Origin of the sequence: Erwinia wuhanensis (assembly GCF_030484085.1) — a bacterium.
GTDB lineage: Bacteria > Pseudomonadota > Gammaproteobacteria > Enterobacterales > Enterobacteriaceae > Erwinia > Erwinia aeris.
In genome coordinates this window covers 245,294-260,844 of record NZ_JAUJUH010000002.1, presented here as the reverse complement: position 1 = coordinate 260,844, position 15,551 = coordinate 245,294, and the positions used below count along the sequence as shown (strand labels likewise).

Annotated in this window: 13 protein-coding genes; 8 read left to right on the top strand and 5 right to left on the bottom strand. The window is 57.1% G+C overall.

Annotation, left to right across the window (positions count from 1 at the left end; all coding sequences use genetic code 11):
• Nucleotides 1-35 precede the first annotated feature (35 nt).
• Nucleotides 36-1,523, top strand: a complete 1,488-nt coding sequence (locus tag QZH36_RS05625; RefSeq protein WP_301729794.1) for a sugar porter family MFS transporter — start codon at nucleotides 36-38, stop codon at nucleotides 1,521-1,523.
• Between the two features lie 102 nt (nucleotides 1,524-1,625).
• The gene (locus QZH36_RS05620; protein ID WP_253454772.1) at nucleotides 1,626-3,218 is read left to right on the top strand and encodes an ABC-F family ATPase; all 1,593 of its coding nucleotides are present in this window, start codon (nucleotides 1,626-1,628) and stop codon (nucleotides 3,216-3,218) included.
• Between the two features lie 56 nt (nucleotides 3,219-3,274).
• Here the strand turns inward: QZH36_RS05620 and QZH36_RS05615 are convergent, their stop codons facing one another.
• From QZH36_RS05615 to moeA, 4 genes are all read right to left on the bottom strand, one after another.
• Nucleotides 3,275-3,820 carry a coiled-coil domain-containing protein gene (locus QZH36_RS05615; RefSeq protein WP_301729793.1) on the bottom strand — a complete coding sequence of 182 codons (546 nt, stop codon included), beginning with the start codon at nucleotides 3,818-3,820 and terminating at the stop codon, nucleotides 3,275-3,277.
• Between the two features lie 21 nt (nucleotides 3,821-3,841).
• Nucleotides 3,842-5,386 (bottom strand): GGDEF domain-containing protein, encoded by a 1,545-nt coding sequence (locus tag QZH36_RS05610; protein WP_301729792.1) that lies wholly within the window; start codon nucleotides 5,384-5,386, stop codon nucleotides 3,842-3,844.
• Nucleotides 5,387-5,513: 127 nt separating this feature from the next.
• Nucleotides 5,514-6,266, bottom strand: coding sequence for a molybdopterin-synthase adenylyltransferase MoeB (gene moeB / locus QZH36_RS05605; protein WP_253454769.1), 753 nt, complete (start codon nucleotides 6,264-6,266; stop codon nucleotides 5,514-5,516).
• Nucleotides 6,266-7,501: a molybdopterin molybdotransferase MoeA gene (gene moeA / locus QZH36_RS05600; RefSeq protein WP_301729791.1), complete on the bottom strand. Its 1,236-nt coding sequence runs from the start codon at nucleotides 7,499-7,501 to the stop codon at nucleotides 6,266-6,268. Before moeA ends, moeB begins: the two co-directional genes overlap by 1 nt.
• A gap of 253 nt (nucleotides 7,502-7,754) precedes the next feature.
• Here moeA and QZH36_RS05595 point away from each other — a divergent pair, with 253 nt between their 5' ends.
• The 6 genes from QZH36_RS05595 (at nucleotide 7,755) to QZH36_RS05570 (ending at nucleotide 14,549) form a co-directional block, all read left to right on the top strand.
• Nucleotides 7,755-8,717 carry an isoaspartyl peptidase/L-asparaginase gene (locus QZH36_RS05595; protein ID WP_253454767.1) on the top strand — a complete coding sequence of 321 codons (963 nt, stop codon included), beginning with the start codon at nucleotides 7,755-7,757 and terminating at the stop codon, nucleotides 8,715-8,717.
• A gap of 9 nt (nucleotides 8,718-8,726) precedes the next feature.
• A complete protein-coding gene (gene gsiA / locus QZH36_RS05590) occupies nucleotides 8,727-10,580 on the top strand; it encodes a glutathione ABC transporter ATP-binding protein GsiA (RefSeq protein ID WP_301729790.1) in 1,854 nt (617 codons plus the stop codon).
• Between the two features lie 34 nt (nucleotides 10,581-10,614).
• On the top strand, nucleotides 10,615-12,147 hold the full coding sequence (gene gsiB, locus QZH36_RS05585; RefSeq protein WP_253454765.1) for a glutathione ABC transporter substrate-binding protein GsiB: 1,533 nt from the start codon (nucleotides 10,615-10,617) through the stop codon (nucleotides 12,145-12,147).
• 55 nt (nucleotides 12,148-12,202) lie between these two features.
• A complete protein-coding gene (gene gsiC, locus QZH36_RS05580) occupies nucleotides 12,203-13,123 on the top strand; it encodes a glutathione ABC transporter permease GsiC (protein WP_301729789.1) in 921 nt (306 codons plus the stop codon).
• A gap of 9 nt (nucleotides 13,124-13,132) precedes the next feature.
• Nucleotides 13,133-14,038, top strand: a complete 906-nt coding sequence (gsiD, locus tag QZH36_RS05575) for a glutathione ABC transporter permease GsiD (RefSeq protein ID WP_253454762.1) — start codon at nucleotides 13,133-13,135, stop codon at nucleotides 14,036-14,038.
• A 61-nt stretch (nucleotides 14,039-14,099) separates the two neighbouring features.
• Nucleotides 14,100-14,549: a DUF4385 domain-containing protein gene (locus tag QZH36_RS05570; RefSeq protein WP_301729788.1), complete on the top strand. Its 450-nt coding sequence runs from the start codon at nucleotides 14,100-14,102 to the stop codon at nucleotides 14,547-14,549.
• Nucleotides 14,550-14,596: 47 nt separating this feature from the next.
• Here the strand turns inward: QZH36_RS05570 and QZH36_RS05565 are convergent, their stop codons facing one another.
• Entirely contained in the window at nucleotides 14,597-15,445 is an 849-nt protein-coding gene (locus QZH36_RS05565) for a manganese catalase family protein (RefSeq protein WP_301729787.1), read from the bottom strand.
• Nucleotides 15,446-15,551: the final 106 nt, after the last annotated feature.

Below are 15,551 nucleotides of genomic sequence, written 5' to 3'. Positions count from 1 at the left end.
CGGCCTGACCTGCGAATAACGAAGAGGTCAACATAATGCCTAAAGAACAATATCTCACGCCCAATCGGGCCTCGGGGCCTAACAGCACGTCGCGAACGGAACCCTTCGTCAAAGTGATCGCCGTTATCGCCACGCTGGGCGGCCTGCTGTTTGGTTACGACACCGGGGTTATTTCCGGTGCGCTGCTGTTTATGGGCACGGAGCTGCATCTTACGCCATTCACTACCGGCCTGGTGACCAGTTCGCTGCTGTTCGGCGCTGCGTTCGGCGCGCTGATTTCCGGTCATTTCGCCGCGGCAGCCGGGCGGAAGAAAATCATTATCGTTCTCGCCGTCATTTTCGCCATCGGCGCACTGGGAACCTCACTGGCACCTGATGTGCACTGGATGATTTTCTTCCGCCTGGTATTAGGCGTGGCGGTAGGCGGCGCGGCGGCAACCGTGCCGGTCTACATTGCCGAAATCGCGCCTGCCAACAAGCGCGGACAGCTGGTTACGCTCCAGGAGCTAATGATCGTGTCCGGTCAGATGCTGGCCTATATTTCCAATGCCGGTTTTAACGCGGCCTGGGGCGGCGAGCAGACCTGGCGCTGGATGCTGGCGGTCGCTACCGTACCCGCCGTAGCGCTCTGGTTCGGCATGATGTTTATGCCCGATACGCCGCGCTGGTACGCGATGAAAGGACGTCTGGCGGAGGCGCGCAAGGTGCTGGAGAGAACCCGTGCCAAAAGTGACGTCGAGTGGGAGATGACGGAAATTGAGGAAACGCTCAGCGAAGAGGAAAACAAAAACAAGCCCAGCCTGAAAGAGCTGCGCAAGCGCTGGCTGTTCAAACTGTTTCTTATCGGGATCGGCGTAGCGGTGATCCAACAGCTTTCCGGCGTAAACACCATTATGTATTACGCGCCTACCATGCTGAAGGCGGTGGGTATGAGCACCGACGCTGCGCTGTTTGCCACTATCGCCAACGGCGTGATTTCAGTACTGATGACCTTTGTGGGGATCTGGCTGCTGGGCCGTTTGGGACGCCGCACCCTGACCATGATCGGTCAGTTCGGCTGCACCGCCTGCCTGCTGTTTATTGGCTGCATCAGCTATTTTATGCCGGAAACGGTCAATGGCCAGCCGGACATGATGCGTAGCTATCTGGTATTGCTGGGCATGCTGATGTTCCTTAGCTTCCAGCAGGGCGCGCTGTCGCCGGTCACCTGGCTGCTGCTTTCGGAAATCTTCCCGACTCGCCTGCGCGGGATTTTTATGGGCGGCGCGGTATTTGCTATGTGGATTGCCAACTTCATTATCTCGCTGGTTTTCCCGATGCTGCTGGCCACGGTAGGGCTTTCCGGCGCGTTCTTTATCTTCGCCTTTATTGGCCTGTTTGGCGCGGTCTTTGTTATCAAATGCGTGCCGGAAACGCGCAACCGCAGCCTGGAGCAGATCGAACATTATCTGCATGACTGGCTGAGTAACGACGTTGAGACACGAGCCGTACGATCGCCGGAACGTAAAGCGGAAAGTCATTAGCGAAATCGGGAAGCTTCAGCGGGCGGCGGTGTATTCGCCGCCCCTTTTTTTTGGCATACTATGCGCTGATTTATTCCCCCATCGTAAATGAAAGGCAATCCTGTGCTAGTTTCCAGCAACGTCACCATGCAGTTTGGCAGTAAGCCGCTGTTCGAAAACATCTCTGTCAAATTTGGCGGCGGCAACCGCTATGGCCTGATCGGTGCCAACGGTAGCGGCAAGTCCACCTTTATGAAAATTCTCGGCGGCGACCTGGTGCCGTCTGCGGGCAACGTGTCGCTCGATCCTAACGAGCGCATCGGTAAACTCCGTCAGGATCAGTTCGCCTTTGAGCAGTACTCGGTGCTGGATACGGTCATCATGGGCCACGGCGAGCTGTGGGAAGTGAAAGAAGAGCGTGACCGCATTTACGCGCTTCCGGAAATGAGCGAAGAAGACGGCTATAAAGTGGCCGATCTGGAAGAAAAATACGGCGAAATGGACGGTTACACCGCAGAATCGCGCGCTGGCGAACTGCTGCTGGGCGTGGGGATTCCGCTGGAGCAGCATTACGGCCCCATGAGCGAAGTTGCGCCGGGCTGGAAGCTGCGCGTGCTGCTGGCGCAGGCGCTGTTCTCTAATCCAGAGATCCTGCTGCTCGACGAACCAACCAACAACCTGGACATCGATACCATTCGCTGGCTGGAGCAGGTGCTGAACGAACGTAACAGCACCATGATTATTATTTCGCACGACCGTCACTTCCTGAATATGGTCTGCACCCATATGGCCGATCTGGATTACGGCGAGCTGCGCGTTTATCCGGGCAACTATGACGAATACATGACGGCGGCAACCCAGGCGCGCGAACGTCTGCTTGCCGATAACGCCAAGAAGAAAGCGCAGATTAACGAGCTGCAATCTTTCGTCAGCCGCTTTAGCGCCAACGCCTCTAAATCGCGTCAGGCAACTTCCCGCGCCAAGCAGATTGATAAAATCAAGCTGGATGAGGTGAAGGCCTCCAGCCGTCAGAACCCGTTTATTCGCTTCGAGCAGGATAAAAAGCTGTTCCGTAATGCGCTGGAGCTGGCAGGACTGACCAAAGGCTTCGATCAGGGCCCGCTGTTTAAAAACGTTAACCTGCTGCTGGAAGTAGGCGAAAAGCTTGCGATTATCGGGCCGAACGGTATCGGTAAATCCACGCTGCTGAAAACGCTGGTGGGCGAACAGCAGCCGGATAACGGCACGGTTAAATGGTCAGAAAACGCCCGCATCGGCTATTATGCGCAGGATCACGCGCATGATTTTGCCAACGACCTGACGGTGTTCGACTGGATGAGCCAGTGGATGCAGGAAGGGGATGACGAGCAGGCAGTACGCAGCATTCTGGGTCGCCTGCTGTTCAGCCAGGATGATATCAAAAAGCCAGCGAAAGTCCTTTCCGGTGGCGAAAAGGGCCGTATGCTGTTTGGCAAGCTGATGATGGAAAAGCCGAATGTGCTGATTATGGATGAGCCGACCAACCACCTGGATATGGAATCCATCGAGGCGCTGAACATGGCGCTGGAGATGTACGAAGGCACGCTGATTTTCGTTTCGCACGACCGTGAGTTCGTCAGCTCGCTGGCGACCCGCGTGATTGAAATGACGCCGGGCAAAATCCACGACTTCACCGGTAATTACGAAGATTACCTGCGCAGCAAAGGTATCGCCTGAATTAAATAAAAAGGCGGGGCATCTGCTCCGCCTTATTGGCCCGGTAAGCTATCGGGTCAGATTTTCAGGATCGCGGTTTTAACAAACCACAGAAGAACGGCCACCAGCGCCGGTATCATCAGCGTCCAGGTGATCCTGCTGTTGATATCGTTAAACTTCTCAAACATTCGCTCGAATTTTTCATCTATTCGCTCGAATTTTTCGTCTATTCGCTCGAATTTTTCATCGATCTTTTCAAATCTGATATTAGTGCGCGCCTCGCTGGCGGCTATCTCTTTTATCAACTCGGCTCTGAGTTCCGCCACGTCCGTTTTGGTGGCAAAATTTTCTGAACGAGCCGTAAGCACGGCAAGATCGAGTTTTATCTGTCGCGTATCTTCTTCAAGTCGCTCAACGCGCTGTTCCAGAATATCCATATTTTCTCCGTTTCCTTCGTCCTTATGCCAGACATCACTCATGTCAGACGGGCATAAATAGCTACCCATATCCCTGTTCCTTGTGTCCTGTAAACTACGCCAGCGGGGCGAGATAAGCAAAGGGCTGGCTGGTTTGGCGCGTAAAGAATAAAGGATAACAGCGCAGAAAAAGGTGAAGGTGCGCAACTATTTGATGTTTTCTGGAAATTACTGGAATATTTCCACTCTATTCCTTCCGGCTAATTTTGCCTGATAAAGCGCTTTATCCGCCTGGCCTATCAGCGTCTGGCGATCTTCCGGCTGATTGCTCTGCATCACATGGAGACCTATGCTGATAGTCACTACTTTAGCCGCGCTTTCGCTGTTACGATGTGGGATCTCCAGCGCGGCAACGGCTTCTCTTATCCTTTCCGCCACTTTCATCGCCGCCTCCTGGCCGCAATCGGTAAGGATCACCGCAAACTCCTCGCCGCCGTAGCGTGCGATCAGGTCATCGGAGCGAAGCCCAATGTTCAACAGGGCGTTGCCGACGTATTTCAAACACTCGTCGCCGGCCAGATGGCCGTAGGTGTCGTTGAACCGCTTAAATGAATCCACATCTATCATCAGCAGCGCCATCGGCGAACGCAGCTTATTGGCGCGCTCCAGGCTGCGATCCAGATAGAGGTCGAACTGGCGGCGATTCGCCAGACCGGTAAGGCTGTCCACCAGCGCCAGCGTTTGCAGCGTACGGTTTATCGCCGTCAGCCGGTCGCGCGCCGTGGCCAGCTCCTCCTGATCGCGGATAGTATGGCCAATATTACGCAGCAGCAGCCAGCCCAGCGCGGCAATCACCAGCAGCAGCAGCGCGCACAGCGACAAATAAACCACCAGCTCGGCCAGCCAGGCCTGCACCAGCTGCTTTTTGTCATAGCCGACGGTAATCACCAAGGGATAGCGTTTCAGGCTCGCATAGCCAAAAATACGTTCGACGCCGTCAAGCGCGGCTTTGTAGCTTGCCGTTCCGTTGGGGGAAGTTTTTAACAGATGCGTAAACAGCGGACTGTTGGCTATGTTGCGGTTAAGCAGATTATCGACAAAAGGACGAACGTAAAGAATATTGCCCGTATGGGTCATCAGCGCCAGCAGGCCTTTGTCACCCAGGCTGTAATAGCCAAAAATCTGCCGAAAATAGTCGATGCGAAGCGTAGCCAGCAGCACGCCGCGAAAAGTGCCGTCGCGGTTGTTCAGCCTCATTGAAACGGGAATAACCAGCTCGCCGGTGGTGCGGCTGCGAATGACCTCATCGATATGCAGATCCAAATCGCTATGCTGCTGATGATATTTAAAGTAGGCGCGATCGGCATTATTGCTGCGCTGGTTAAGCATTCCCTGAGAAGTCAGCACCCAGTTGCCTGCGCGGTCGTAGACAAACAGGCCGTGCAGCTGCGGCAGCGAAGCTTTTCGCTCCATTAACAGCGTGCGCAGGTAGTTTTGCCGCTCGGCGTCCAGACCGACCAGCGTAATACGATCGCGTAGATCCTGCAGCGTCAGCTCGACCGGCAGCAGCGTATCTTCGGCTTGTCGTGACAGCGATTGTGATAAATTCCGGGCGTTATTCTGAGTTTCATTCACAACGCGCTGCCAAATACTGTAAACCACCCATCCGTTCACCAGCACAACGGCACAGCCTATCACCAGCAAAAATACAACCAGCAGGCGACGCAGACTCTGCATGCTGACATCCGGTTGCGGGTGATGCTCCTCACTCATGCAATACTCCCTGGCGCGACATTCGCAGTGATCTAACTATAGCGGCAGCCGGAAGAATGGCTTGTTTTTACAGACTAAGCGGGCAAGTAATGAGCGCGCCGTTGCAAAAAAAGGCGCGCTAAGAAGGTCAGCCGCCGCAAACCTCGCAGCAGGGGTCTTTGGCAAGCTTAAGCGTGCGGAACTGTAATGTCATCGCATCATACATCAGCAGTTTTCCCGCCACGCTGTCGCCATATTTGCTCAGCAGGCGGATGGTTTCCATCGCCTGGAGCGAGCCGATGACGCCGACCAGCGGCGCCATCACGCCCGCTTCCACACAGCTGAGCGCGGCATCGCCAAAGAGGCGGCTCAGGCAGCGATAGCAAGGCTCCGCTTCCTGCCAGGTAAAGACGCTAATCTGGCCTTCCATGCGGATAGCCGCGCCGGAAACCAGCGGCGTTTTGCTGGCGAAGCAGAGCCGGTTTAGCTGCTCGCGGGTCGCCACGTTATCCGTACAGTCCAGCACCACGTCATGCCGGGCGATCAGATCGGCCAGTTCTGCCTCTTCAAGCTGGCGATCGATGCTTTCCAGCACGATATGCGGATTGATTTCACCTAGCTGACGGCGTGCGGAGTCAACCTTCGGCAGGCCAACCTGCGCATCGCGATGCAGGATCTGCCGCTGCAAATTAGAAACGGAGACGTGGTCAAAATCGAGCAGCGTCAGATGGCCCACGCCAGCGGAAGCCAGATAGGGGCTGGCGGCGCAGCCTAAACCGCCCAGCCCAACGATTAATGCTTTTGCCGCCTTCAGCGCTTCCTGGCCGTCGAAATCGAAGCCGCGCAGCACAATTTGCCGGTTGTAGCGCAGCATCTCTTCGTCGCTCAGTTCCGGTTTCATTACCCCTCCAGCAGGCTGTTGAACGGCTCGACTTCCACCCATTCCCCGGCCTGCACGTTGCCGCGATCGCGCTCCAGCACGATAAAGCAGTTCGCCTGGCTGAAAGAGCTGAAGACGTGCGATCCCTGCGGGCCGGTGCTGCTGACTTCCAGCTCGCCCAGCGCGTTGCGCGACAGTTTGCCGCGCTGAAAATCGAGCCTGCCCGGCGTTTTTTTCAGGCTGCTGGCGCTTTTCACCCGCTGGCGCGGCGGCAGCGCGACAGCGGTCAGGCCGCTAAGCTTCGCCAGCAGCGGCTGCACCAGCTGATAAAAGGTCAGCACCGCGGAAACGGGATTGCCCGGCAGGCCGCAGAACCAGCTGTTTTGCAGTCGGCCGAAAGCAAAAGGTTTGCCCGGCTTGATCGCCAGCTTCCAGAAGCCGATTTTGCCCAACTCTTCCAGCATCGCTTTGGTGTAGTCTGCTTCGCCCACCGAAACGCCGCCGCTGCTGATCACCACGTCGGCCCGGCTGTCCGCTTCAATAAAGGCGGCGCGCAGCGCGGCCTGATTATCGCGAATAATGCCAAGATCTATCACCTCGCAGCCCAGCTTTTCCAGCATCAGGCGCACGGCAAAACGGTTAGTGTCGTAGATCTGACCGGCGGCCAGCGGTTCGCCGACCGGCTGAAGCTCATCACCGGTAGAGAATACCGCCACGCGCAGCCGACGTTTAACGGCCACTTCCGGCACGCCCAGCGAGGCCAGCAGCGGCAGCTCCGCCGTGCCCAGACGAATACCGGCGCTCAGCACGCTGGCGCCCTGAGCAATATCCTCACCGGCCAGGCGAATATTCTGCCCGGCGTTGACCGTGGCCAGAAACTTCACCGCTTCGCCAGCCTGTTCGGTTTCTTCCTGCATCACCACGGCCTCCGCACCTGCCGGTACAGGCGCGCCGGTCATAATGCGAATGCAGCTGCCGACCGGCCACTCGCCGCTAAAGGGCGTTCCGGCAAAGGCTTTCCCGGCGACGGGCAGCGGATTTCCCGTCGCCAGGTCGGCCAGGCGTACGGCGTAGCCATCCATAGCGGAGTTGGCAAAGGGGGGAACATCAACAGGAGAGATAACGGCGGCGGCGGTAATTCTGCCCGTGGCCGCGGTCAGCGGCACCGTTTCGGTTTCTGCAACCGGCGTGACGCGATCCAACATGGTAGACAGCGCGTCGTCAAGGGAGATAAGTCCCGCAGTAAAAGCTTCCATAACGTCCTCGGCATGCCCGACAGCCGGGCAGGCGTATACAATCAGATGGCAAATAGTATGGCGTGAATTATTGACGCGGTCACGTAAAGCTACCAACAGGTTATAAACCATAAGCTTTCGTTATTACCGCCGTACCCACTTTCCGCTTTACATCACTTTACAGCCTGCCTATAGTCAAAAACGGTCACAATTTGACAAAACCATTCTAACACAGTGTTTTTCTTGCCGATTTGGCACGCAGGGTAAAAGGATTATGAGCAGAGCAGCAATCGTCATCCATGGCGGCGCTGGCGCTATTGCCCGCGCCAGCCTGAGCGCGGAAAAAGAACGGCTTTATATCGAGGCGCTTTCCGACATCGTCGCCAGCGGACAGGCTATCCTGGCGCAGGACGGCAGCGCGCTGGATGCGGTAACGGAAGCCGTGCGTCTGCTGGAGGAGTGCCCGCTGTTCAATGCGGGAAAAGGCGCGGTCTTTACCCATCAGGGCACCCATGAGCTCGACGCCTGCGTGATGGACGGCAGATCGCTGGAAGCGGGCGCGGTCGCGGGGGTCAGGCAGGTACGCAATCCGGTGCTGGTCGCGCGTGCCGTGCTGGAGAAAAGCCCGCACGTGCTGTTTATTGGCGAGGGCGCGGAGCGGTTTGCCGTTGAGCAAGGCTTCGCGCCGGTGCCGCCCGACTTCTTTTCTACGCCGGAACGCTACGAGCAGTTACAGCGAGCCTTAAAGATGCAGCAAACCATGCTGGATCATGACGGCGCGGCGCAGGCGTCCGACGATCCGCTTGACCCCGATCGTAAATTCGGCACCGTAGGCGCGGTGGCGCTGGATCGGCACGGCAATCTGGCGGCGGCTACCTCAACAGGCGGCATGACCAACAAGCAGGCCGGACGCGTCGGCGACTCGCCAATTGTCGGCGCAGGCTGCTACGCCAATAACGCCAACGTAGCGGTTTCCTGCACCGGCAGCGGCGAAGTGTTTATGCGTACGCTGGCGGCCTATGACATCGCTGCCCTGATGGAGTACGGCGGCCTGTCGCTTAAGCAGGCCAGCGAGCGCGTGGTGATGGAAAAAATCAGCGTGCTGGGCGGCAGCGGCGGCGTGATAGCGATAGATCGCGAAGGCAACATTGCGCTGCCGTTTAACAGCGAAGGCATGTATCGGGGTTTTGGCTACGTGGGCGATGCGCCAAACGTGGGAATCTATCGCGAAGAATAGGGAGTCAGGATGGCCAGTGGATCCGATCTGTCCGCCGGACAGGTTTTGTCGGTCAAAAACTTGAGCGTCAGCTTTGCGCAGGAAGGCGACACCGTGCAGGCGGTGAAAAACCTTTCGCTTGAGGTGCAGCGTGGCGAAACGTTGGCGATAGTAGGCGAATCCGGCTCGGGAAAATCCGTCACCTCGCTGGCGCTGATGCGGCTGGTGGAGCAGGGCGGGGGACGCATCGACAGCGGCGAAATCTGGCTCCGGCGCCGCAACGGCGAAGCGATCGATCTGCTGCGCACGCCGCAGTCGGGGCTGCGCAGAGTACGCGGCGCGGATATGGCGATGATTTTTCAGGAACCGATGACCTCGCTTAACCCGGTCTTTCCCGTCGGCGATCAGATCGCGGAATCGATTGTTCTGCATCAGGGTAAAAGCCACCGCGAGGCGCTGAAGGAAGCCGAACGGATGCTGGATCTGGTGCGCATCCCGGAGGCCAAAAACGTGCTGGGCCGCTTTCCGCATCAGCTTTCCGGCGGCATGCGTCAGCGGGTGATGATTGCGATGGCGCTCTCCTGCCGTCCGGCGCTGCTGATTGCCGACGAACCCACCACGGCGCTGGACGTCACCATTCAGGCACAAATCTTACAGCTGATCCGCGTACTGCAAAAAGAGATGCAGATGGGCGTTATTTTCATCACCCATGATATGGGCGTGGTGGCGGAAATGGCCGATCGCGTGCAGGTGATGTATCGCGGCGACGTGGTAGAAACCGGGCCGGTTGAGGCCATTTTTCAGCATCCGCAGCAGGATTATACCAAAGCGCTCCTGGCCGCGGTGCCTAAGCTGGGCGCGATGCGGGGCAGGCCTTTCCCGGCTCGTTTTCCATTGTTAATGGCCGACAGCGAAACGGCGCAGGAAAAACAGGATACCGTGGTGAGCGACGCGCCTCCGGTGCTTCAGGTGCGGGATTTGGTGACGCGGTTCGATATACGCAGCGGCATTCTGAATCGCGTCACGCGGCGCGTTCATGCCGTGGAAAAGGTCAGTTTCGATCTGCGCGCGGGTGAAACGCTGGCGCTGGTTGGCGAATCGGGCTGTGGGAAATCCACCACCGGTCGTTCGCTGCTGCGGCTGGTCGCCAGCCAGGGCGGCACCATCACCTTTAACGGCCAGCGCATCGACAACCTTACCGGCGCGGCGCTTTCTCATCTGCGGCGCGATATTCAGTTTATCTTTCAGGATCCCTACGCTTCGCTCGATCCACGTCTGACGGTTGGCTTTTCTATTATGGAGCCGCTGCTGGTGCACGGCGTGGCGAAAGGCAAAGAGGCCGAGGCGCGCGTGGCCTGGCTGCTGGAGCGCGTCGGCCTGCTGCCGGAACATGCCCGGCGCTATCCGCACGAGTTTTCCGGCGGCCAGCGCCAGCGTATCTGCATTGCGCGAGCGCTGGCGCTCAATCCTAAAGTGGTGATTGCTGATGAATCCGTCTCGGCGCTGGACGTGTCGGTGCAGGCGCAAATCGTCAATCTGATGATGGATCTGCAACGGGAGTTTGGCATCGCCTTTCTGTTTATCTCTCACGATATGGCGGTAGTGGAACGGATCAGCCACCGCGTGGCGGTGATGTACCTCGGGCAGATCGTTGAGATAGGTTCGCGCCAGGCGGTATTCGAAAATCCCCAGCATCCCTATACGCGTAAATTAATGTCTGCCGTGCCGGTAGCCGATCCGCAGCATCGCCGTCGCGAACGGGCGCTGCTGGCGGATGAGATACCCAGCCCGATTCGGGCTATCGGCGAAGAGCCTGAAGTCGCGCCGCTGGTAGAAGTCGGTGCGGGGCACTATGTCGCCCGTCATGCCGTCGGCGGCGTCTGAATATGCTGCATAACAAAATCACTGGAGAAAAAGCATGATTATTGAACGCAAGCTGCTGTTGGCTGCCGGGATCCTGAGCAGCCTGACGGCGATCCCGGCCTGGGCGGCAAAAGATGCGGTGATCGCCGTTGGCTCTAATTTCACCACGCTCGATCCTTATGACGCCAACGACACGCTGTCGCAGGCGGTCGCCAAATCTTTCTATCAGGGCCTGTTCGGCTTTGATAAAGAGATGAAGCGGATTAACGTGCTGGCGGAGAGTTTTGACGCCAGCAAGGACGGCCTGACTTACACCATTAAACTGCGCAGCGGCATCAAGTTCCAGGACGGTACCGATTTCAACGCTGAAGCGGTGAAGGTGAATCTGGATCGCGCCAGCAACCCTGATAATCACCTCAAGCGCTACAACCTGTTTAAGTCGGTGGCGACCACGGAAGTGATCGATCCCACTACCGTGAAAATTACCCTGAAACAGCCGTTCTCCGCTTTTATCAACACGCTTGCCAGCCCGGCAGCGGCGATGATTTCACCAACTGCGCTGAAAAAATATGGCAAAGAGATCGGCTTCCACCCGGTGGGCACCGGCCCGTACGAGCTGGAAACCTGGAACCAGACCGATTTTGTAAAGGTGAAAAAATTTGCGGGCTACTGGCAGGCTGGCTATCCGAAGCTGGACAGCATTACCTGGCGGCCGGTAGTGGATAACAATACCCGTGCGGCAATGCTGCAAACCGGCGAGGCGAATCTGGCTTTCCCGGTGCCTTACGAGCAGGCCAAGCTGCTGGAAAAAAACAGCAAATTAGATTTGGTGGCTACGCCTTCCATCATGCAGCGCTATATCAGTTTTAACGTCACGCAGAAGCCATTTGATAATCCCAAAGTGCGCGAGGCCATCAACTACGCCATCAATCGCCAGGCGCTGGTGAAGGTCGCCTTTGCCGGTTACGCCACGCCGGCCACGGGCATCGTGCCGCCATCGATTCAGTATGCGCAAAGCTATCCGCCGCTGGCGTACAACCCGGCGAAAGCGCGCGAGCTGCTGAAAGAAGCGGGCTATCCGAACGGCTTCAGCACCACGCTGTGGTCTTCGCATAACCACAGCACGGCGCAGAAAGTGTTGCAGTTTACCCAGCAGCAGCTGGCGCAGGTAGGCATTAAAGTTACGGTCACCGCCATGGATGCCGGCCAGCGCGCGGCACAGGTTGAGGATAAAGGGCAGAAAGAGAGCGGCGTGAAAATGTTCTATACCGGCTGGAGCGCCTCGACGGGCGAAGCTAACTGGGCGCTGACGCCGCTGTTCGCCACGCAGTCCTGGCCGCCGACGATTTTCAATACCGCTTTCTACAGCAATCCGCAGGTGGATAAAGATTTGGCCGATGCGCTAAACACCACCGACGCTCAGAAGAAAGCCTCGCTCTATAAAGACGCGCAGGATCGCATCTGGAACGATCGCCCGTGGGCACCGCTGGTGGTGGAAAAGCTGGTTTCAGCCAATACCAAAAACCTGACGGGCTTTTATGTCATGCCGGATACTTCGTTCAGCTTTGAAGAGGCCGATCTGAAGTAACCGCTCCGGCGGCGCCTGGTGTGGCGGGCGCCGCCGTGAACGTGTCAGGAAACCTATGCTTAACTATTTTATTAAACGACTGCTGGGCCTGATCCCCACTTTGCTTATCGTGGCGGTGCTGGTCTTTCTGTTTGTGCATATGCTGCCGGGCGATCCGGCCAGGCTGGTGGCCGGGCCGGAAGCGGACGCCACCGTCGTGGCGCTGGTACGCCAGCAGCTGGGCCTGGATCAGCCGCTGATTCAGCAGTTCTGGCATTTTATCAGCCAGGCGATACGGGGCGATTTTGGTCAGTCGATGGTTTCCCGTCGACCTGTTTCGGCGGAAATCGCCCAGCGTTTTCTGCCCACGCTGTGGCTGACGCTGAGCAGCATGGTCTGGGCAGTGATTTTCGGCATGACTATCGGCATCGTCTCGGCCGTCTGGCGCAATCGCTGGCCGGATCGTATCGGCATGACGCTGGCCGTTTCCGGCATCTCTTTTCCCGCCTTCGCGCTGGGCATGCTGCTGATGCAAATCTTCTCCGTGGAACTGGGCTGGCTGCCTACCGTCGGCGCGGATGGCTGGCGCAACTATATTCTGCCTTCCATCACTTTGGGTGCGGCCGTTGCCGCAGTGATGGCCCGTTTTACCCGCGCCTCTTTTGTGGAGGTGATGCAGGAAGATTACATGCGTACCGCGCGGGCGAAAGGCGTGCGCGAAACGTGGGTGGTGATCAAGCATGGCCTGCGCAACGCGATGATCCCGGTCGTTACCATGATGGGCCTACAGTTCGGCTTTTTGCTGGGCGGCTCGATTGTGGTGGAGGTGGTGTTCAACTGGCCGGGACTGGGGCGCCTGCTGGTGGATTCGGTAGAAATGCGCGACTACCCCGTGGTACAGGCCGAAGTATTGCTGTTTTCACTGGAATTTATTCTTATTAACCTGGTTGTCGATATGCTGTATGCGGCGATTAACCCGACTATTCGCTACAAATAAGGACGGGCGATGAAAAACTGGCGACGTAGCGCGGCCCTGGCCGCGATGCCAACGATAAAACAGCATCGCGTACGCACGCCGTGGCGGGAATTTTGGCGGCGCTTTCGTCGCCAGCCGGTGGCGATGACGGCCGGCCTCTTTATTATCCTGCTGATTGCGGTTGCCTTTGTGGCGCCCTGGCTGGCGCCCTTCGACGCGGAAAACTACTTTGATTACGATCGCCTGACGGAAGGGCCATCGGCGATGCACTGGTTCGGCGTCGATTCGCTGGGCCGCGATATTTTTAGCCGCGTGCTGCTGGGAACACGCTTATCGCTGATTTCCGGCTTTTTTTCGGTAGCGATCGGCGCGGCCATCGGTACGGTGCTGGGGTTGCTGGCGGGCTATTATGAAGGCTGGTGGGATCGCATTATTATGCGCATCAGCGACGTGCTGTTCGCTTTCCCCGGAATTTTACTGGCGATTGCCGTGGTCGCTATTATGGGCAGCGGCATGGCGAACGTGGTTATCGCCGTGGCTATTTTCAGTATTCCTGCCTTTGCGCGTCTGGTACGCGGTAACACGCTGGTGTTGAAACAGATGACATACATTGAATCCGCCAGAAGCATTGGCGCTTCAGATGTCACTATTATCCTGCGCCATATTCTGCCGGGTACGCTCTCCTCTGTGGTGGTCTATTTCACCATGCGTATCGGCACCTCGATTATTACCGCCGCCAGCCTCTCTTTTTTGGGGCTGGGCGCGCAGCCGCCCACGCCGGAATGGGGCGCGATGCTGAACGAGGCACGCGCGGATATGGTGATGGCGCCGCACGTGGCGATTTTCCCCAGCCTCGCCATCTTTTTGACCGTGCTGGCATTTAATCTGCTGGGCGATGGGCTGCGCGACGCGCTGGATCCTAAACTGAAAAACTGAGCCATGCTGGCGTCTTTTTCTTTTCCTGTGCCAGGCTTAGCTTTTTACCCAGAGGTGGGCCGTGAAGGAATTTGATTACGAGCAGGATTTTAAAACCATCGATTTTCGTCAGCATCCTGAGCTGTATCAGGTTGGGCGCGGTGAACAGGGCGTCCTGATGGTCGAGCCTTATAAAGGCGAAATATTACCGCACTGGCGCTTCAGAACGCCTGCCATTGCGGAAGCCTCGGCTAAAAAAATTATGGCGCTGTTCGAAGAGTACCGTGCAAAAGATGATTTTGTCGGTATGGACATGGCGCGAAAATTTATTCAGATGGGCTATACGCGAGCCAGGCGCTACGCCAATCATAAAGGCGGCCGCAAATATGACGAAGATCGGCAGGTACTGCCTTATCACGTGAATGAAGAGAAAGCGGAAGCGGCGGCTATTTTTAAAGTCTGGTGGGATAAGATCCGTGAGGACGAAGATTACCTGAAACGTAAAAAAGCCCATCAGGCGAAATATGGCTAACGCGGTTAAACGTTAAAAGGCCGCAGTTAAGCGGCCTGAATACAGCATTAATTTTCCAGCGGAGCGCCCGGCTGGATCTGTTCTTTCTGCGCGCCGGAACCCGGTCTGGCCGGGCCAAGGATAGGTTCCTGTCCCAGGATGTCCGGTTTCTCTTTCGCGGTAAACTGCCCTACGCCGTCGTAGGCCGGGCCTTCACTCCAGCGGCCTTTCGGCAGCGGTTTATCCAGCGAAGTGTTCAGACAGTAATAAGAGTGCTCCTGCGCCTCCTCCGACTGCGGGAAGCTGTTCGGAACAGGCATAGACGCACCGATACCGCCCATATCCTCAATTACCGCCAGCCACTGCTGCTGGTGCATGGTATCGCGGGCAATCAGGAAAGAGAGGAAATCCTTCATGCCTTTGTCTTCCGTCAGGTTATACAGGCGGGTTGCCAGTACGCGGCCGGTAGCCTCTGCGGTAACGTTAGCCAGCATATCCGCAGCGACGTTGCCGGAAGCGTAAATGTGACTCATATCAAAAGACATCCCGTTGGCGTTGACGGGCATGGCCGCCAGGCCTGACGACAGAATATGACGCGGATTCATGCCGCCCAGGATAGCGTTAACTACCGGATCCTTTGCCGACTCTTCCTGATAGGAGAGCGGTGCGCCTTCAAGGTTAAGTGCGACGGCGTGACCAAGCATTTCGATATGAGCCAGCTCTTCGGTAGCGGTGGAGATCAGCAAATCTTTAATGCGTGGATCGCCGCGAGTCCCCATCGCCTGGAAAAAATATTGCATAGCAACGCGTATTTCCCCTTCGACACCGCCGATGGCCTGCTGCAACAGCATGGCAAATTCTGGATCGGGCTTGTCGACTTTTACCGGATATTGCAGTTTCGATGAATGATGAAACATGTTTTCCTCCTGGTAGATTACGTTAGTTAAGCAACGCAATAAGCCTGGTAGAAATTGGTAAAAATGGGAAGGCAAACACGATAGATTCTCATTTACCCACACCGGA